At 27.1% G+C, this 20930-nt stretch carries 20 protein-coding genes and 1 pseudogene; 1 reads left to right on the forward strand and 20 read right to left on the reverse strand.

Annotated elements, in window-relative coordinates; genetic code table 11:
- The 17 genes and pseudogenes from D3Z33_RS02200 to gpr all read right to left on the reverse strand — a co-directional run.
- Positions 1-384, reverse strand: a pseudogene (locus D3Z33_RS02200) (6-phospho-beta-glucosidase); the annotation flags it as partial.
- A gap of 129 nt (positions 385-513) precedes the next feature.
- Positions 514-960 carry a GatB/YqeY domain-containing protein gene (locus D3Z33_RS02205; RefSeq protein ID WP_130806619.1) on the reverse strand — a complete coding sequence of 149 codons (447 nt, stop codon included), beginning with the start codon at positions 958-960 and terminating at the stop codon, positions 514-516.
- Positions 961-980: 20 nt separating this feature from the next.
- Positions 981-1166 (reverse strand): 30S ribosomal protein S21, encoded by a 186-nt coding sequence (rpsU, locus tag D3Z33_RS02210; RefSeq protein ID WP_130806618.1) that lies wholly within the window; start codon positions 1164-1166, stop codon positions 981-983.
- 130 nt (positions 1167-1296) lie between these two features.
- Positions 1297-1641, reverse strand: coding sequence for a histidine triad nucleotide-binding protein (locus D3Z33_RS02215; protein WP_160196157.1), 345 nt, complete (start codon positions 1639-1641; stop codon positions 1297-1299).
- A 25-nt stretch (positions 1642-1666) separates the two neighbouring features.
- Positions 1667-2965, reverse strand: coding sequence for a tRNA (N(6)-L-threonylcarbamoyladenosine(37)-C(2))-methylthiotransferase MtaB (mtaB, locus tag D3Z33_RS02220; RefSeq protein ID WP_160196158.1), 1299 nt, complete (start codon positions 2963-2965; stop codon positions 1667-1669).
- Positions 2966-3718: a 16S rRNA (uracil(1498)-N(3))-methyltransferase gene (locus D3Z33_RS02225; RefSeq protein ID WP_160196159.1), complete on the reverse strand. Its 753-nt coding sequence runs from the start codon at positions 3716-3718 to the stop codon at positions 2966-2968.
- A complete protein-coding gene (gene prmA / locus D3Z33_RS02230) occupies positions 3711-4661 on the reverse strand; it encodes a 50S ribosomal protein L11 methyltransferase (RefSeq protein WP_160196160.1) in 951 nt (316 codons plus the stop codon). The genes D3Z33_RS02225 and prmA overlap by 8 nt, the downstream gene beginning before the upstream one ends.
- Before the next feature lie 146 nt (positions 4662-4807).
- Positions 4808-5950 carry a molecular chaperone DnaJ gene (dnaJ, locus tag D3Z33_RS02235; RefSeq protein ID WP_160196161.1) on the reverse strand — a complete coding sequence of 381 codons (1143 nt, stop codon included), beginning with the start codon at positions 5948-5950 and terminating at the stop codon, positions 4808-4810.
- Between the two features lie 78 nt (positions 5951-6028).
- The gene (dnaK, locus tag D3Z33_RS02240; RefSeq protein ID WP_160196162.1) at positions 6029-7873 is read right to left on the reverse strand and encodes a molecular chaperone DnaK; all 1845 of its coding nucleotides are present in this window, start codon (positions 7871-7873) and stop codon (positions 6029-6031) included.
- 33 nt (positions 7874-7906) lie between these two features.
- A complete protein-coding gene (gene grpE, locus D3Z33_RS02245) occupies positions 7907-8455 on the reverse strand; it encodes a nucleotide exchange factor GrpE (RefSeq protein WP_160196163.1) in 549 nt (182 codons plus the stop codon).
- Positions 8456-8479: 24 nt separating this feature from the next.
- Positions 8480-9520 (reverse strand): heat-inducible transcriptional repressor HrcA, encoded by a 1041-nt coding sequence (hrcA, locus tag D3Z33_RS02250; RefSeq protein WP_160196164.1) that lies wholly within the window; start codon positions 9518-9520, stop codon positions 8480-8482.
- Positions 9521-9619: 99 nt separating this feature from the next.
- The gene (gene hemW / locus D3Z33_RS02255; protein WP_160196165.1) at positions 9620-10750 is read right to left on the reverse strand and encodes a radical SAM family heme chaperone HemW; all 1131 of its coding nucleotides are present in this window, start codon (positions 10748-10750) and stop codon (positions 9620-9622) included.
- 68 nt (positions 10751-10818) lie between these two features.
- On the reverse strand, positions 10819-12633 hold the full coding sequence (lepA, locus tag D3Z33_RS02260; protein ID WP_160196166.1) for a translation elongation factor 4: 1815 nt from the start codon (positions 12631-12633) through the stop codon (positions 10819-10821).
- 102 nt (positions 12634-12735) lie between these two features.
- Positions 12736-13014, reverse strand: coding sequence for a hypothetical protein (locus D3Z33_RS02265; RefSeq protein ID WP_160196167.1), 279 nt, complete (start codon positions 13012-13014; stop codon positions 12736-12738).
- A gap of 49 nt (positions 13015-13063) precedes the next feature.
- A complete protein-coding gene (lepB, locus tag D3Z33_RS02270) occupies positions 13064-13606 on the reverse strand; it encodes a signal peptidase I (protein WP_160196168.1) in 543 nt (180 codons plus the stop codon).
- A gap of 61 nt (positions 13607-13667) precedes the next feature.
- Positions 13668-14834, reverse strand: coding sequence for a stage II sporulation protein P (gene spoIIP, locus D3Z33_RS02275; protein WP_160196169.1), 1167 nt, complete (start codon positions 14832-14834; stop codon positions 13668-13670).
- 72 nt (positions 14835-14906) lie between these two features.
- Complete coding sequence (gene gpr, locus D3Z33_RS02280) at positions 14907-15881, reverse strand: GPR endopeptidase (protein WP_160196170.1); 975 nt, start codon at positions 15879-15881, stop codon at positions 14907-14909.
- A 168-nt stretch (positions 15882-16049) separates the two neighbouring features.
- Between gpr and rpsT the strand changes: the two genes are divergently transcribed.
- Complete coding sequence (rpsT, locus tag D3Z33_RS02285; protein ID WP_160196171.1) at positions 16050-16313, forward strand: 30S ribosomal protein S20; 264 nt, start codon at positions 16050-16052, stop codon at positions 16311-16313.
- Positions 16314-16351: 38 nt separating this feature from the next.
- Here rpsT and holA read toward each other — a convergent pair whose 3' ends face one another.
- The 3 genes from holA to argF form a co-directional block, all read right to left on the reverse strand.
- Positions 16352-17383: a DNA polymerase III subunit delta gene (gene holA, locus D3Z33_RS02290; RefSeq protein ID WP_160196172.1), complete on the reverse strand. Its 1032-nt coding sequence runs from the start codon at positions 17381-17383 to the stop codon at positions 16352-16354.
- Entirely contained in the window at positions 17373-19781 is a 2409-nt protein-coding gene (locus tag D3Z33_RS02295) for a DNA internalization-related competence protein ComEC/Rec2 (RefSeq protein WP_160196173.1), read from the reverse strand. Before D3Z33_RS02295 ends, holA begins: the two co-directional genes overlap by 11 nt.
- A 92-nt stretch (positions 19782-19873) precedes the next feature.
- A complete protein-coding gene (gene argF / locus D3Z33_RS02300; protein WP_160196174.1) occupies positions 19874-20869 on the reverse strand; it encodes an ornithine carbamoyltransferase in 996 nt (331 codons plus the stop codon).
- Between the last annotated feature and the right edge of the window lie 61 nt (positions 20870-20930).

Genomic DNA, 20930 nt, shown 5'->3' on the forward strand with positions numbered 1-20930 from the left:
TACTGGTATTGTTCTTAGTGCCTTAAACATTCCTCCTGCACCATTTGTTTCTTGTCCTATTATTCCATGAGAAAGTGGTATTCTTTCATCTAATACTCTTGCATCTAATCCTCCAACTCTTATTTGAGTCATTATAAAGTCAGCATCTTTTATTGCACTTTTTCTGTCTAATGTTTGAAATATTTTTATAGGTAATTTTGCTTTTTCTATCATTCTTTTTGATAGATTATATATTATATCTAATTTTTCTTTTCCTTCTTCTATATCTACAAGGTGTAATTCTGTTATTTTTAGTTCATCATATCTTTTTATAAATCCTTCTATAAGCTCCGGAGTATAAGATGAACCTCCTCCTATTACTACTACTTTTAAATTTTTATTCATCATTTCATCTCCTTTAAAAATATTTTTTAGTACTCATAAATATATTATACACCAAACTTGTATATTTGTATATACAAGTTTATAAACCATAAAAAGATTCTACGATAGAAATATCGTAGAATCTTTTTATTATTTCTTCAAATATTTAATTGCTATTTTATTTACAAGGCTACCGTCTGCTCTTCCTTTTATTTGAGGCATTACTTTGCCCATTATTTTTCCCATATCTTTCATAGAATTCGCTTCAGTTTCTTCAATAGCTTGTTTTACTATTAATTCCAATTCTTCTTCAGATAATTGCGGTGGTAAATATCCCATTAGAATATTTATTTCTTGCTCTGTTTGAGAAACTAAATCATCACGGTTACCTTTTTTAAATTCATTAATAGAATCTTTTTTCTGTTTAACTTGTTTAGATATTATATCTAATATAGCTTCATCATTAAGTTCTATTCTTTCGTCTACTTCTTTTTGTTTAATAGCAGATCTAATAAGTGTAATGGTATTTTTTCTAAGTTTCTCCTTATTTCTCATAGAAGTCTTTAGATCATCCATTAATTTAACCTTAAGTGACATTAATTCACCTTCTTAAAATATTATCTTCTTTTTCTTTTATTTTTTCTTCTAGCTGCTTCTGCTTTTTTCTTGCGAGCTACACTTGGTTTTTCATAATGTTCTCTTTTTCTAGCTTCTGATAAAACTCCACTTCTAGAACATTGTCTCTTAAACCTTCTTAAAGCATTTTCTAATGACTCGCTATCTCCAACTTTGATTTCTGCCATTTTTCTCCCTCCCCTCATTTCTGCAATATTACATAAATCCCTTGCAGTAAGTGGATTTTGGCACGTTATAATTATAACTTAAATATAATATTTCTGCAACTATTTTTCACTTATTAATTATGATAAAATTTTAACCCGGAGGCCATTGTAAGCTTCTACCCCCTAAAATATGAAAATGTATATGTCCTACTGTTTGTCCTCCATCATTTCCACAATTATTCACAACTCTATATCCAGATTCTTTAATCCCTTTTTCTTCTGCCAATTTAGGTATTATACCAAAAATATGAGCTATCACTTCTAAATCTTCCTTTTTTACAGTATTAATTGAAGATATATGCTTTTTAGGTATTATTAGAATATGAGTAGGGGCTTGAGGTTCCAAATCATTAAATGCAATTACTTTTTCATCTTCATAAACAACATCAGATGGTATTTCTTTTTCTACTATTTTACAAAAAATACAATTACTCATTTTTTCACCTCCAAGTATATTATTTTTAAATAATTTCACCTAAAACTTTGTTACCATCTATTTCAATAAGTTTGGTATTAATTATTTCATTCTCTAATTTTTCATTTCCCTTTATAGCTACTCTTATATAATTATCAGTATATCCTTCCATATAACCTAACTTTTTAGAGGTTGTTTCTATTAATATTTCTCTTTTAGTATCTAAGAATTTTTTCATAAAATCTAAATGTTGTTTGTCTGTTAAATCTATTAACTTCTTGCTTCTATTATTTTTTATAGTCCCATGAACTTGATTTTTATGACTTGCTGCTGGTGTTCCTTCTCTTTTTGAATATTTAAATACATGGACACTTGCAAATCCTATTTTTTCTACAAAATTATATGTTTCTTGAAATTCTTCTTCACTTTCTCCTGGAAATCCTACTATTATATCTGTTGTAATTGCAGCATCAGGCATAAAACTTCTTATAATGTCTACTCTTTCTTTATATTCTTTTGTATTATATTTTCTATTCATTCTAAACAGTACAGTGTCAGATCCACTTTGAAGTGATAGATGAAAATGAGGACATACTTTTTTCAATTCTTTAAGCCTGCTCATAAAACTTTCTGTAATAAGCATTGGTTCTATTGAACTTAATCTTATTCTTTCTAACCCTTCTATTTTATGAACTGCCTCTATTACATCTATAAGTGAATTTCCTCCTAAATCTTTACCATATGAAGCTACATGAATTCCTGTAAGAACTAATTCTTTGAAACCTTTATCTACTAATGTCTTAGCTTCTTGTATTATATTGTCAAATTCCCTACTTCTAATAGGACCTCTAGCATATGGTATTATACAATATGAACAAAATTGATTACAACCTTCTTGAATTTTAATATATGCTCTTGTATTTTCTTGAATAGAATTCGATTCTAATTCTTCAAACTTGGTTATATTCATTACATTTTCCACTATGTTTATTTTAGTATTTTCTTTTTTTACTTTTTCACATAACTCTACTATTTTACTTTTTTCTTTTGTTCCAATTATTAAGTCTACTCCTTCAATATTTGAAACTTCTTCAGGAGAAATTTGAGCATAACATCCTACTACACAAATTATAGATTCTGGATTTTCTTTTTTAGCTCTTCTAATAAATTGTCTTGATTTTCTTTCCCCAAGATTTGTTACTGAACAAGTGTTTATTACATATATATCTGATATTTCATTATGATTTTTTATTTCATATCCATTATTTCTAAATGATTCAGCCATTGCATCAGTTTCATATTGATTAACTTTACAGCCTAATGTATAAAATGATACACTTTCCATTTAAATCACTCCTACATCTCCTAATTCATACATAATTATAGATATTAGTGCAATACCTGCTGTTTCTGTTCTAAGAATTCTAGGTCCTAAAGAAACTATATTTGCACCTATATTCTGTAACTTATCTATTTCTTCCTTAGAAAACCCACCTTCTGGCCCTATAATTATGCTGATATCTTTTTCTTTTGTTTTGCTTAAAATATCTTTTATTCCAATTTCATTTTCACTTTCATAAGGAACTATCAAGAAATCATTAGCTAATTTTATATTTTCAATAGCTTGATTTAAGTTGATAACTTGTGATACTTCAGGTATAATTCCTCTTTTAGATTGTTTTGATGCTTCAACTACTATTTTTTTAAATCTTTCCAGTTTTTTTTCTTCTTTTTTCTTATTATTTATTTTAACTACAGTTCTATCAGTTATAATAGGTACTATTTTTTTTACACCTAATTCTGTTACTTTCTGAATTATCATATCCATTTTAGAAGATTTAGGAAAACCTTGATATAGAGTAATATTAATATCACTTTCTCTTTTTATGTTCATTTTTTCTATAACAGTAGTTTTAATATATTCATTTGTAATATTATCAATCTTAACTATATATTCATTATCATTACCATTTGAAATTTCTATTTTATCATTTTCTTTAAGTCTTAAAACATTTTTTATATGTTTTATGTCATCTTTATCTTGTATTATTATAGAATTACCATCTATAATATCATTAGAAACAAAAAATCTATTCATTTATTTCACCTATTTTAGAAACAAGGCAAGCCCACTCACCTATTTTAATTTCATCTACTACTGTAAGTCCATTTTCTTCTAGTGACTTTTTTACATCTGGTATTTTATCAAGTATTATACCTGAAGATATGAAAACTCCATCATTTTCCAAGAATTTCTTTATATCTTTTGCTAATATACTTATTATATCTGCTATTATATTCGCAACTATGACATTAGCTTTTCCATCTATTATCTCTAATAAATCTCCATGCTTTACTTGCACAGTATTTGCAACACCATTCTTCACTACATTTTGCTTTGCTACTCTAACTGCATCTTCATCTAAATCAATTGCAATAGTATTAACAGCGCCAAGCTTCGCACTTGCTATAGCAAGTACTCCTGTACCTGCTCCTATATCAAATACAGTATCAAATTTATGTATATATTTTTCTAACTGTCTAATACACATCATGGTAGTCTCATGTGTTCCTGTGCCAAATGCCATACCAGGATCTAATTCTATTATTATATCTTCTTCTTGTTTTTCATATTCTTCCCAAGTAGGTTTTATAACTACTTTTTCGCCTATTCTCTTAGGCTTATAATATTTTCTCCATGTTTCTGACCAATCTTGCTCTTCAATTTCAGATGTGGTTACTTCTCCAAGTCCTTTATCCAATTGATAAGTTGGAATCATCTCTATATTATCTTTTATTAGTTCAATTTTATCTATTAAATCTTCACTTTCTTCAAAATATCCTTTTACTATAACACCTTCAAAATCACTTTCTAATAGTTTCGGGTCAATATAATCCCACTTTTCATCATTTGTTTCAAAATGAGTTATATCATTTGGATCCTCAATAACTAATCCACAAGCTCCTGCTTCATATAGAATATTAGTTACAGTCTCTACAGCTTCAGTAGTTGTTTTAACTTGGACTTCGATCCATTTCATATATTCACACATCCTTAAGTTTATTTAGCTTTGATAATTTATCTCACAAATAGTATATCAAAGATTGTATATTTCGTCATCTAACTTTATTATACCAATGTATAAAGGTAAATAATCATCTATATAGATGATTATTTACCTTTACTTTATCCAAAAATATCTTTAACTTTATCAAAAAATCCCTTTTTTTGTTCATGAACAGTTTCTCCTGTTTGTTCAGCAAATTTCCTTAATATATCTTTTTGACTTTCATTTAAATTTTTAGGAACTTCTATAACTACTTTTACATACTGGTCGCCTCTACCATAACCTCTAACACTCGGTATACCTTTGTTTTTAAGTCTAAATACAGTCCCTGTTTGTGTACCTTCATTTATTTTGTATTTTACTTTTCCATCTAATGTAGGTACTTCTACTTCATCACCTAGTGCTGCTTGAACAAATGTTATCGGAAGTTCAAGTACTACATCATTACCATCTCTATGGAATATTTCATGAGGTAATACATTTATATAAATATATAAATCTCCTCTAGGTCCACCTTTTTCTCCAGGTTCTCCTTCACCACGAAGAGGTATTACTGAGCCAGTATCAACACCCGCTGGAACATTTATTGTAATTCTCTTTGTTTTCTTCTCTGTTCCTGTTCCATTACACTTTGTACAAGGGTCTGTTATAATTTCACCTGTTCCATTACATGTTGGACAAGTTCTTACGTTTACAAATTGGCCGAATGGAGTATTTTGTGCTTGTTTAACTTCACCTGCTCCATTACATTGAGAACAAGTTTTTTTATCACTTGAAGACTTTGCTCCTGTCCCATTACATTTTGTGCAATTTTCTGTTCTTTTTATATCAATTTTCTTTTCTGTACCAAAAGCAGCTTCTTTAAATGTTATATCTAATGCAACTTTTATATCTGCACCTTTTCTAGGTCCATTTCTTCTTCTTCCATTAGAAAAACCTCCACCACCAAATATATCTCCAAATACATCTCCAAATATATCTCCAAAATCAAAACCTTGGCCGCTAAATCCGCCACCAAAGCCACCTGCTCCTTGACCATTTACACCTTGGTGACCAAACTGATCATATCTTTGTCTTTTTTCTGAATTGCTTAATACTTCATATGCTTCACTAGCTTCCTTAAATTTAACTTCTGATTCTTTATCATCTGGATTTAAATCAGGGTGATATTTTTTAGCTAGCTTTCTATATGCTCTTTTTATTTCTTTGTCATCTGCATTTTTATCTACACCTAATATTTCATAATAATCTCTTTTACTCAATTTTTCACCGCCTAAGCTACCAATTTCTTTAAAATACTAAAGCTAAATCAAACGATTTAGCTCTAGTATATAATTTAATTATTTATCTTCTTCATCATCTACTACTTCATAATCTGCATCAACTACATTATCGTCTTCTTGAGATTGTTGATTTGCTTGGCCTTCTTGATTTTGTTGTGCTTGACCAGCTGCTTGCTCATACATTTTTTGTGATATAGCATGGAATTCATTATTTAATTCTTCTGTTTTTGTCTTTATTTCTTCTGTATTATCACTTTCTAATGCTTTTTTAAGTTCATCTAATTTTGCTTCTACTTTAGATTTTTCATCAGCACTTACCTTATCTCCTAAATCTTTAAGAGTTTTTTCTGTTTGATAAACAGTAGATTCAGCAGTATTTCTTGCTTCTATTTCTTCTTTTTTCTTTTTATCTTCTTCTTCATGCATTTCTGCATCTTTAATTTTTTGTTCTATCTCTTCATCAGATAAATTAGTTGAAGCAGTTATAGTGATTTTTTGCTCTTTTCCTGTTCCTAAATCTTTTGCAGATACATTAACTATACCATTTGCATCTATATCAAATGTTACTTCTATTTGAGGTACTCCTCTTGGTGCTTGTGGTATTCCTGTAAGCTGGAATCTACCTAAAGTCACATTGTGAGTAGCCATTTCTCTTTCACCTTGTAATACGTGAATGTCTACAGCTGTTTGATTATCTGCTGCTGTTGAGAATGTTTGGCTTTTCTTTGTAGGTATTGTAGTATTTCTCTCTATAAGTTTTGTAAATACTCCACCTAATGTTTCAATACCAAGTGATAGAGGTGTAACATCTAATAATAATACATCTTTAACATCTCCACTTAATACTCCACCTTGTATCGCTGCTCCAAGTGCCACAACTTCATCAGGATTAACCCCTTTATGTGCATCTTTTCCAGTTAACTTTTTAACTTCTTCTTGAACTGCTGGTATTCTTGTAGAACCACCAACTAAAATAACTTTATCTAACTCTCCTGCACTAATTCCTGCATCTTTAAGAGCTTCTCTGATAGGTCCTAAAGTTTTTTCAACTAAATGAGAAGATAACTCTTCAAATTTTGATCTTGTAATATCTATATTTAAATGTTTTGGTCCTTCTTGTGTAGCTGTAATAAATGGTAAATTTATATTTGTTTTCATTGTTGATGATAATTCTTTTTTAGCTTTTTCTGCTCCTTCTTTTAGTCTTTGTAGAGCCATTTTATCGTTTCTTAAATCTATACCATTTTCTTTTTTGAATTCTTCTGCTAGATAATCAATTAATACTTTATCAAAATCATCTCCACCTAAATGGTTATCACCTTTAGTAGATATAACTTCAAATACTCCATCTCCAAGTTCGAGTATGGATACATCAAATGTTCCTCCTCCTAAGTCATATACCATTATAGTTTGATGTTCATCTTCTTTATCTAAACCATAAGCAAGTGATGCTGCTGTTGGTTCATTTATGATTCTCTTTACAGTAAGTCCTGCAATTTTCCCTGCATCTTTTGTTGCTTGTCTTTGGCTATCTGTAAAATATGCTGGTACAGTTATTACTGCTTCACTTACAGTTTCACCTAAATAACTCTCTGCATCTGATTTTAATTTTTGAAGAATCATAGCAGATATGTCTTGTGGTGTGAGGTTTTTATCATCAATATTTTCTGTATGATTTGAACCCATATGTGTTTTTATTGACATAATAGTTCTTTCTGGGTTAGTAACCGCTTGTCTTTTTGCAGTTTCACCTACTAACCTTTCACCTTCTTTTGTAAAAGCTACTACTGATGGAGTAGTTCTATTACCTTCAGAGTTTGGTATAACAGTAGATTCTCCACCTTCCATTACTGCAACACATGAGTTTGTTGTTCCTAAGTCAATTCCTATAATTTTACTCAAAATCATTACCTCCTAAATTATTCTTAAAATATTTTATTTTGCTACTTTAACCATACTAGGTCTGATTACTTTGTCTTTTAATTTATATCCTTTTTGAAATACATCTATAATAGTTTCTTCATCTACATCTTCACTTTCTTCTTGCATTACTGCATGATGTAAATTAGGATCAAATTTTTCGTCTTTAGCTTCAATTTCTTCTAAGCCATTCTTTTCTAGTATATCTAGAAGTTGTTTATATACCATTACAACTCCTTCATAAAAACCTTCTTTTTCTTCATCTTTATTTGCAGATGCAAATGCCCTTTCAAAGTTATCTATTACATCTAACAGTTCTAATACTAATTTTTCATTAGCAAATTGATAAATAGATTGTTTGTCTTTTTCAACTCTTCTCTTATAATTTGTAAAATCAGCTTGAAGTCTTAAAAAGCTATCATTTAGTTTGTTAAAATCTTCATTTTTAACTTCTACTTCTTCATTAGATTCTTCTTCACTAACTTGTTCCGAGTTTTCATTTTGTGTTTCTTGTTCTTTTTCCTCTAAATCTTCTTTTTCTAAATCTTTTTCTTCATTATTCAACTACTTCACCTCTTTATATAATAACTACTCAAAATACCATTTTAATATATTAGATAAATCTAAAGATAATCTTTGAACAACCGGAATAACTTTTGAATATTCCATTCTTGTAGGACCTATTACTCCAATCTTACCAATTATTCTACCATTTACTCGATAAGTTGCAGTAATTAAACTACAGTTCTTGATTTCATCATACATATTTTCTTCTCCGATATAAATCCCTAAGTTATTTATATCTTCTATATCTTTGTTTAAAAGCATATCTATAATATTTTCTTTATTTTGAATAAATGATATAAATGATTTTGCCTTTTCTATATCATTATATTCAGGAAAATTGAATATTTTAGTGATTCCATTAGAGTAAGATTCTATCTCATCAATATTACTAAAAGAGTTATTTATTGTAGATATAAGAGATTCCAATATATCTTTATATTCATACATATTATTTGTAATATCTTTTTCTAGAACTTTACCTATTCCACCAATCATCTTCCCTTTTAATTTTGCTGTAAGTAAATTTGATATTATATTTAGCTGATCATTAGATACAATATTATCTAGTCTTAATATAGTGTTTTTAACTATACCTGAATCAGTTACAATTACTAGTAATACTCTGAATTCATCTATTGGAACTAATTGTATATGTTTTATATTACTAAGTTTTAATTGTGGTGCTATAGCCAATGAGGTATAATTTGTTAGTTTTGATAATATAGAAGCACTATTTTCTATCAACTCTTCAACTCTACCTATTTCCTTCAGCATTTTTTTATCTAAATTATTCAATTTTTCTTTTGTTAAGTTTTGTTCCTCTGTTAGCTTATTTACATATAATCGATAAGCCTTATTTGATGGTATTCTTCCCGCTGAGGTGTGCGGTTGTAATAAAAACCCTAGTTCTTCTAGATCTGACATTTCATTTCTAATTGTAGCTGGACTAACACCCAGATCATATCTTTTAGATATTGTTCTAGATCCAATTGGCTCAGCGTTTGTTATATAATTATGGATGATAGCCTGTAATATCTTTAGTTTTCTTCCATCAATCTTCATAGTATCACCCTTCTCATCTAGTTATTAGCACTCTATTAAATAGAGTGCTAATATCTATATAAAAATTATCATTTTATAAGAAGTTTGTCAACCCCTTTTTTATATAAAAAGACTAAAAACTCTATTTGATAAATCTCGTCCTTTTTTTGTCAAATAAATTCTATCTTTTTTATTCTCTATAAGCCCATATCCAATACTTTCTTCTATAGCTTTTTTGAATTTTTTATCAAGTTCTATATTATATCTTTCTTTAAACTTTATTTTTGATATTCCTTCATTTAATCTTAACCCTAAAATTATATATTCACTCATCTCTGTTTCTAAATCAATATTTTCAGAATAATCTACAGGGAATTTATTTTTATAAATATTACTTTTATAATCAAGATAATTTTTAGTATTGCCCCATCTCTTTGAAAACATATTTGAATGTGAAGAAACTCCAAGTCCTAAATATGGCTTTAATTTCCAATAATACATGTTATGCTTGCATTCATATCCTTTTTTTGAAAAATTAGATATCTCATATTGATAAATATTATTTTTTTCTAATACTTTTATCCCTTCATGATACATTTTTCTTTCTATATCTTCATGTGAAATATTTAAATTACCTTCATTATATCTTTTATAAAAGGGAGTTCCTTCTTCTATACTTAAACTATAAAAAGATATATGAGGAATATTTAATTTTATCATTTGGTTTAAGGATTCTAGCACATCTTCTATATTTTGATCTGGTAAATTAAACATTATATCAGTATTTATATTAGTAAATCCAGTTTCTTTCAAAAGATTGTAAGTACTTAAAAAATCATTTTTATTATGAACCCTACCTATATCATTTAATATTCTGTCTTGAAATGATTGTACTCCAACACTAATTCTATTTATGCCCATTTTTTTATAATATAATAATTTATTTTTATTTAACGTTTTAGGATTTGCTTCTATTGTTATTTCTTCTAAATCTAATTTAAACTTATCATTTAACTTTTCTAAAATATCTCCAATAAATTTTTCATTTACTAGGGAAGGTGTACCTCCGCCAAAGAATAATGTTTTAAATTTATATTCTGTGACTATATCACTATACATATCTATTTCTTTTAATAATAAAGATATGTACTCTTCTACTTTTTTTTCATTATAACAAAAAGAAGTAAAGTCACAATAATCACATTTCTTTATGCAAAAAGGTATATGAATATATAATGCAGCATCTTTCAAAAAATCACCTCTCAATAATATATTAATCTATTTTATAAAATTAATAATGCACACAAATTGTGTGCATTTTATTTATCATCAAATTTAAGTACAGCAAGAAAAGCGTCTTGTGGAACTTCTACATTACCAACTTGCCTCATTCTTTTCTTTCCTTCTTTTTGCTTTTCTAATAACTTTTTCTTTCTACTTATATCTCCACCATAACATTTAGATAGAACATCTTTTCTAAGAGCTCTTATTGTTTCTCTTGCTATAACTTTATTTCCAATACTCGCTTGTATAGGAACTGCAAACATATGACGTGGTATAACATCTTTTAGCTTTTCAGCAATCATTCTCCCTCTTTCATATGCCTTATCTTTATGTGCAATTATTGAAAATGCATCTACTAATTCTTTGTTTATAAGTATATCAAGCTTAACTAACTCTGATTGTTCATATCCTTTTAGTTCATAATCTAATGATGCATATCCTTTAGTTTTTGATTTTAATGCATCAAAAAAATCATAAATTACTTCATTAAGTGGTATGTCATAATGCATTACTACTCTTGTTTCTTCCAAGTATTCCATATTCTTAAAAACTGCACGTCTACTTTGACACAATTCCATTACAGGACCTACAAAGTCAGTTGGAGACATAATTGAAGCTTCAACTATTGGTTCTTCCATATACTCAATCTCTTGAGTAGCTGGCATATTAGTTGGATTTTGTATTTCAATTAATTCGCCATCTGTTTTTTTGATTTTATAAATAACACTGGGTGCAGTAGTTACTATATTTAAATCGAATTCTCTTTCTAATCTTTCTTGTATTATTTCCAGATGAAGTAAACCTAAAAATCCACATCTAAATCCAAAACCCAATGCTACAGAAGTTTCTGCTTCAAATGTAAGTGAGGCATCATTTACTTGTAACTTTTCTAAAGCTTCACGAACATTGTTATAGTCTTCCCCTTCAGCTGGATAAATACCACAATATACCATTGGAGTAACCTTTTTGTATCCTGGTAAAGGCTCCTCTGCAGGCTTTTCAACGCTTGTTATAGTATCCCCTACTCTTGCATCTTTTACATTTTTGATACTTGCAGAAACATAGCCTACATCTCCTGCATTAAGTGAGTCTATTTCAACCATATTAGGAGAAAAAATTCCCACTTCTGTTACTTCAAATTTTTTATCAGTTGCCATCATTTTTATTTCCATACCTTTTTCTATGGAACCTTCCATAACTCTTACATCAGCAATAACACCCTTATATGAATCATAATATGAATCAAATATTAGTGCTTTTAATGGATTATCATTATCCCCACTAGGAGCAGGAATATCTTTAACGATAGCTTCTAAAACATCTTCTATATTTAATCCTTCTTTTGCAGAAATCATAGGTGCTTCCGAGCAATCAAGCCCTACAACATCTTCAACTTCTTTTTTTACTTCTTCTGGTCTTGCACTTGGTAAATCTATTTTATTTATTACAGGTAATATTTCAAGATCTTGTTCTATAGCTAAATATACATTGGCTAAAGTTTGAGCTTCTACTCCTTGTGCAGCATCTACTACAAGAATTGCCCCTTCACATGCAGCAAGACTTCTTGATACTTCATAATTGAAATCTACATGTCCTGGAGTATCTATCAAGTTTAATATGTACTCATTACCATCTTTAGCTTTATATACTAATCTAGTAGTTTGTAGCTTTATTGTTATACCTCTTTCTCTTTCCAAGTCCATATTATCTAAAAGTTGCTCTTGCATTTCCCTTTTTGTTACAAGCCCTGTACTTTGAATAAGTCTATCTGCAAGTGTTGACTTACCATGATCAATGTGGGCAATTATAGAAAAATTTCTAACTCTTGTTCTTCTTTCTCTTATATCCATGTTTTCCTCCTCTATAGGAAATGTTACTTATTTCATTATTATCTAACTTGTAGAATATCATATAATTAGATATAAGTAAATAAAAAGCGACAAAGTCGCTTTTTAAAATATATTTACTATATATTCTTTTATATTTCTCACTGCTTTATTGAAATTTATGTCATATTCATTCCCAAAAATTTCAATAACATGTGTTGATTTTTCATATTCATAATTAAAAACAGATATATCTGTTAAATCAAAATAGTTATATAAACTATCATTTACTATACTAATGGCAACAACTAATAATATTACCATCAAAGATATAATTAAAATTTTTAACCTTTTTCTTTTTTTATTTCTCTTTTCTTTTAAATATCTTTCAAGTCTACTTTCCATATTCTCATCACCATTAATGAGTATGGACAATTATTATAATTTTATACTTTTATTTTAAAGTTCCAAATCTATCGTTAAATGGGTAATATCTAAAAAAGGCTTTACCTGTTATTTCGTCAATATTTACTGTTCCAAAATATCTACTATCCTTACTAGCATTTTTAAGTCTATTATCTCCTAAGACAAATACTTCATCTTTCCCTACTTCTATTTTAAGTTCTTCATTTGTATAACTGTTAGGTGCAACATAATCTTCATGTAATTTCTCTCCATTTAAATATACATATCCATTTTTTATCTGAACAGTATCTCCTTCTACACCTATTACTCTTTTTATATAATCTTTATTCATTTCATCCGGTGCATGTAATACGACAATATCACCTCTTTTAGGTTCATCTACTATATATACAATTTTATTTGTAAATAATCTATCCTTTTCATGTAGAGTAGGATACATAGAATTACCTAATACATATGTTGTATTAAAAATAAATGTTTTTATTATAATTGCAATAACTACAGCAAGTAAAATACTTTTTATCCATTCAAAAGCTTCGTTTTTAAATTTATTACTTTTATCTTCTGACATATATACACCTCCTATTAAGATATTATTATTGTACCATTTTTTTTCCTAAAAAAGAAGGGTATTAATTTACCATACCCTTTAATGCTACATCCAATATTTCAGAAACATAATCTGCAGTTCTTTCTGTCTCTTCTAAAGTATTAACATTGCTTCCTACTTCCATAAGTAAACTATAGTCACTTAAATATTGATTAAACTTTCCATAAGGTTTTATAATAGGTTTTAAACATAAACCTGGATACATCATATCTGATACAGACTTTATATAATTTGCAAATTGTAAAACTTTATCTTTATTAGGAGTATCATTTCCAACTACAAATTTAAAAGTACCTACTTTTTTACCATCAATCTGTACAACACTTTCTTTTTTTATACGATCATAATATGAAGCTCCTGGAGATACTCCATCTCTATGAATATCTATTAATACTCTTAGGTTCTTTTCACCCTTTAATTCTTTTTCTATAGTAGAACGAGCTCTTGAATATGATGCATTATAACTTGGATAATCATGAGTAGTCTCAATATGTTTTACCGGATGACCTTTTTCTATTAATTTTTCTGTTATTATATCACCTATTTTTATCATATTATAATTTTTATCTCTTGATCTAAAACCACCATCATGATTTGGTAAATATGCTTCTGTAGCATGAGTATGATAAATCATAATATAAGGTTTATTCTTTGCAACACTTATACTTTTAGGTTTATCTATATTTTTAATTTTTTCTAAAGCCTTTTCTTTCGATATTCCAAGATTCCCCACTTCTATTACTTCTTCTTCACCTATAAATGATATATCTCCCAACGCTTCATAATCTGTATCTCCTTGTATTTGATGAAATGTTTCCTCATTTTCATCTAAATCTTTTTTCGAACCTCTACTTGAAAGTTGAGGTTCTTCTGCCATATTAATTATAGCAGGTAATTGTGTTTTTATTAGATTTTTATCAATGTTTAACTTCCCTATAAGTTTTGATTTTATATTTATTAAAAAAGACTCTTTATCATATTTATTTTTATATACATTCCCAAAAAAAGTATTTGAATTACTTATTAAGTCAGTAAAAACATTTAACTCCACAACTTCTACTGTTTTTTCTACTTTTTCTTCAGTTTCAAATTTATCTATAATCCTTATACCTGTGAATATGATTGACAAACATACTATAGCTGCAACAATATAAATTATGCTTCTATCTTTTACATAGTATACTTTCATTATTTTCCTCCTCTTATAGTTTATATAGAATCCACTATATAAACTATATTCAGAAGAATTGTTAAATATGATTTAATTTAAATATCTATTTACATCTTTTAAATCTATTCCTGGATGAACAGATATATTTATACCATTGGATATAATTTGACTTAAATCATTAATTAAATCATCAACTTCTTTTGGAGTAACCATTACATTATCCATATAAGGAGACAGTACTTCTTTTATTAAATTATATTTATCATTTTCCTCCAAATCTTCTAATAATGAATAAAATTGTTGCCCCTTTTCAGATTGTTGTTTCATTTCACCAATTATAAGTCCTATAGTATCATTTATAAGTGTTGCTGCATCGACAACAGTAGGAATTCCTATAGCTATTACTGGTACTCCTAAATATTCTTCACTTATTGGTTTTCTTCTATTTCCTACACCAGATCCTGGACTAATACCTGTATCTGATATTTGTATTGTAGAGCTAATATGCTTCATATTCCTTGAAGCTAGTGCATCTACAGCTATTATTAATTCTGGTTCCGTTTTCTCTACAATACCTTTTATAATTTCACTTGTTTCCATTCCTGTAAGTCCCATAACACCAGGGGATATAGATGAAACATTTGCCATTGTTTCATCACTTTCTTTTTTATATGCCTTAAAAAAATGTCTTGTTACTAATATTTTTTCAACTACCTTTGGTCCTAATGCATCAGGAGTAACATTCCTATTTCCCAAGCCTACAACTAAAGTTTTACCATGACTTTTTTTACTGATTATTGCTTTTAATTCTTTAGCTAATACTTTACTTATATTGTCTTTTAAATCTTGATCTGCTCTCTTTAAAGCAGAACATTCTATTGTAGTATAATTTCCAATTTTTTTATTTAATTTTTCTTCTCCTGTTTTATCTAATATTTTAATCCTTACTATTTTATAATCATCAGTTTCTTCTTTTTCAATTTCTACTCCTGAAATTTCTTGTTCTTTACCTTCATTATATATTTCCCTTGCTTCTACAGCTAAATCCGTACGTATTTGAAACATATCTATCACTCCATTTTTATGATTTTACTATTTGTATATATATTTCCTAACTAAACAAAAAATATTCTTTTATTTAAATTTTATCTATTCCCTTTTTTTGCTTGTAATAAAAGCTTATTTATGGTAAAATAGCTTTTGTTAATGTATTTTGAAGGGGGTGAAAACCTAATGGCAAATATTAAATCTGCTAAGAAAAGAATTAAAGTTATTGAAAATAAAACATTGGTTAATAAAAAAAGAAAATCTCAAATAAAGACGTATATCAAAAAATTTGAAAATGCTTTAGACAATAATAATATAGATGAAGCAAAAGAATTATTTAAGGTAATTGAAAAGAAACTTGATAGAGCTGCAATAAAAAATACTATGCATAAAAATAAAGCTAGTAGAAAAGTAAGTCAATTAGCTAGCAAGTTAAATTCTGCTAAGTAATAAAAAACTTCGGGGATAATAAAATCTACCCGAAGTTTTTATTGTTTATTCATGTTCATTATGAGTATTTCTATTCCAAGCTTTGCATCAATTTTCCCTTTTTTTATACTTTTATCAGTATTTATACATGTTTCTAAATTCCCTTTTAACGTGTCCAAAGAAAAGTTTTTACTTTGATTTAAAATTTTTTTAGCTACAAAATTAGGCACTTTCATCTTCTTAGATAATTCTATTATACTATATCCCTTTAACTGTAAAACTTTCGACATCAAAAGCAATCTAAATTGTCTTGTAATCATGTGAATAATAAGTTGAGGTGGCTCATTGTTTAATATCATGATATTAAAAATTGATATAGCTTTATTAAACCTCTTTTCTGCAATAGCATCTACAAGTTCAAAGATATTACTTTGTAAAGATTTTATTAGTACTTTTTCTATATCATTTTCTTTTATTCTCTCCTCTTCCCCTATATAATTAACAGTTTTTTCAATTTCATTCTTCATATCATATAAAGTAATTTCACTATCAGAACTTAAATATCCTGTAATATTAATAAATCTATCTATACTTTTTTTATCTATAGTTTTGTTTTTCTTTTTAAATTCTTTCTCTACCCACTTCTCTAACTCACTACCTCTAATTTTATTAAACTCTATTATTCCACCTTGCTTTTTTATTCTTTTTACTATTTTTTTTCTTTTATCTATAGATACCATCTTTATATTAAATATTAATATTGTAGAAGTAGATGGCTTATCTACGTAAGATAAAATATCCTTAGCTTCTTCTATTTTAGATTGATTTGAAAACCAAGGTGGATCATTTATTACAACCAATTTTTTTTCAGACATAAACGGAAGAGTTTCTGCTGCATTAATTGCATCAACTGAATTTATATCTTTTCCATCAATAGTTATGTAATTTAATGTTTCAAAATTAGGATCAATATACTTTTCTTTGATTTTTTCTATACAAAAATCAATTAAAAATACTTCTTGTCCCAAAAAAATATATATATTTTTCAAATCATTTTTTCTTATGTCATCTATTATTTCTTTATATCCCATCAATTTTCTCCTTTGTAGATTCTAATCTAATATATATAATATTCATATATATTATACAAATAAATATTATACTATAATAAAGATCTCTTAATTCTAATTGTAATTTCTTATTAAACCAACTCACATTATAACTTTCAAAATTATTTTCAACTAAAATATTTCCATGGAGATCAGTTCTTTTTATTTCTAAATTATTATTTCTTAGTCTGTTAATAACTTCGTCATTTGGATGACCATAATTATTTCTTCCTACACTTATTATAGCTAACTTAGCATTAATATCTTTTAAAGTATCTTCTGTGGTAGAAGTCTTACTTCCATGATGACCTATTTTTATAATATCATATTTATCACTATTATATTTTACAAATTTATCTTCTAACGCTTTTTCTGCATCTCCCATATACAAAATCTTTGTATTATCTAAAGTTAAATTTATTATATTAGTATTGTTATTTTCTTCAGAATCTACTATGCCACTATTATAAAACTTAAATTGTGCTATATCATATACATTCAATACATTTTTTGTAGTAACATTAATCATTTTAATATTCCTTAGTTTTGAAAGATATTTTATCTCATTATATAAATCATTTTTTATATTATATTCATTGTAATATATGTTTTTCACTTTAATAAAATCTGTTTTTAATATACTTATTAACCCTTCAACGTGATCTTCATGAAAATGACTTATAAATACTCCATCTATTTCTGTAATATTATTCTTTAAAAGATAAGGTATTAAGATTTTTTCCCCAATATTATAATCACTAAAAATATTACCACCAGAATCGATTAAAAAAGTCTTATCTTTTATTTTTATTAATGAGCTATCCCCTTGACCTACATCAATAAAATTAATACTCCATCTAAATTGAGAGAATAACATTACATTTAATAGTAGTAAAAAGATATATGTATAAAAAAACATCTTAATATATCTATATCTAAGTTTTTTTAAAGCTTTAACATTTATAATTAAATATATTATCATATAATAACAAATTATACTTGTTAGGGACCAAGAAGATGATTTTATAATAATATTTAAGAATTCCTCATGAAAATCTACTAAATAAGAAAAGTAATATAATATTTGATCAATTATTTTCATTAAAAAAACCGATATATTTGTAAATAAAATTGATAATATAATTAATAATAAAACACTTACCAATACAAAAGATAAAATAGGAATGAGTATCATATTAGATATTAAGGAAGTTATTGATATATAATTAAAATGATATATCAATATAGGAATTGTACCTACTTGAACTGAAATTAAAGCTGATATTGTACTTCCAAATCTTACAGAAGAAAATAATTCTCTATTTATTACAGGAGTCAAAATCACTATGGAAAGTGTGGCTATAAATGATAATTGAAAACCTACATCAAATATCCATAAAGGGTTATATATAAGTAATATGAACCCTACAAAACTAATAATATTTATATAGTCTGGCTTTTTATATAATATCCTAGATATAATTATAAAAAATAATATAATACTTGATCTAAGTATAGAAGCAGGAAAGCCTACAATATATCCATATATAAAAATAAATAATAATGTTATAAAGCTAGCAATCTTATAGTTTATCCCTAAGTTACTAAGTAAAAATAATATTACACCTGCTATTATCCCAATATGAAGTCCTGATATAGCGAGTATATGTGCAATTCCAAGTTCTCTATACTGTTCTTTATAATTTTCATCTAATGAAGATTCATCTCCTAAAATAATAGCTTTTATTATCCCAATATTTTTTTCCTCTAAACTATTATCCAAGAAATTATTTACATATTCTTTAGACTTTAATTTTATTTTAGTTAAAGTATTAAATTTTATTTGTCCTTTAATTATGTAATTATCAATTTCTACAATAGAATATATTTTTTGTGTATTTAAATATCTTTTATAATTAAATACTCCTCTATTAGTATTTACATCAGGACTTTTAAGATTTGCTTGTCCTCTTATAATTGTTCCATAATTTAATTTTTTACTGTTTTTTATTTTTATAATTGTATTTTCTTCAATCTCATAATCTTTACTATCATAATATATTCTTTTAATTTCACCATTATATGTACTTGAATATTCATTGTTTTTTATATTTTCTTTTATAACTATTTCAATGTCAATATTTTTATCTGTAAAGTCTTTAGTTTTATATGCATGCATATTATAATATAGGGAAACAAATGCTAATGATATAATAATTAATAAAATCATAATAATCTTTATATTTTTGTTTTTAAAAAATATAATTACGAAAAATCCTAAAAAAAATATTAAAGATACTAAAAAATCGATTTGAATATAATAAAAATATAATATAGCAATTATATATATTACTACAATACTCAAGAATGGTCTTTTCATACTTTTCTCCAGTTTTTATAATATTATATCATTTTTACTATAAAAAAGTAAAAAAAGAAAAGGATCAATATTGACCCTTTTCTAGTTATTTATTAGTCACCTAATGTTGCAACCATTACAGCTTTTATTGTATGCATTCTATTTTCTGCTTCAGCAAATACTACTGATTGCTTAGATTCAAACACTTCATCTGTTACTTCCATTGCTTCTAATCCAAACTTTTCATATATGTCTTTTCCAACTTTTGTTTTAGTGTCATGGAATGATGGTAAACAGTGCATGAATATAGCTTCACTATCAGCTTTATTCATCATTTCTTTGTTTACTTGGTATGGTTTTAATAAATTAATTCTTTCTTCCCATACTTCTTCTGGTTCACCCATTGATACCCAAACATCAGTATATATTACATCCACTCCAGCTACTCCATCATCTACTGAATCAGTAACAGTTATTTTTGCATCATTTTCTTTTGCAATTTCTTTAGCATTGTCTACTAATTCTTGCTCTGGGAATAAGCTTTTAGGTGATACTATTCTAAAGTCCATACCCATTTTAGCAGCGCCAATCATTAAAGAGTTTGCCATATTGTTTCTTCCATCTCCAACATATGCAAACTTAATTCCTTTAAGATGACCTTTGTGTTCTTTTATAGTTAACCAGTCTGCTAATATTTGTGTTGGATGGAACTCATCAGTTAATCCATTCCATACTGGTACTCCTGAAAATTCTGATAAAGTTTCAACTGCTTCTTGAGAGAAACCTCTGTATTCAATACCGTCATACATTCCACCAAGAACTCTTGCAGTATCTTTTACTGTTTCTTTTGTACCCATTTGGCTTCCTGTAGGTCCTAAATATGTTACACCTGCACCTTGATCCATTGCTCCAACTTCAAATGCACATCTAGTTCTAGTTGAAGATTTTTCAAATATTAATGCAACATTTTTTCCTTTCATTGTTTGTCTTTCTGTTCCTGTATATTTAGCTCTTTTTAAATCTCTTGATAAATCAAGTAAATAATTGATCTCCTTTGGTGAATAATCTAATAATTTTAAAAAACTTCTTCCTCTTAAATTAACTGGCATAATAATCCTCCTTAAGTTTTTTGTTTTTATTTATTTATAATTAACACTTTAAAGTTATTTA

The organism is Senegalia massiliensis (assembly GCF_009911265.1).
Lineage (GTDB): Bacteria > Bacillota > Clostridia > Tissierellales > SIT17 > Anaeromonas > Anaeromonas massiliensis_A.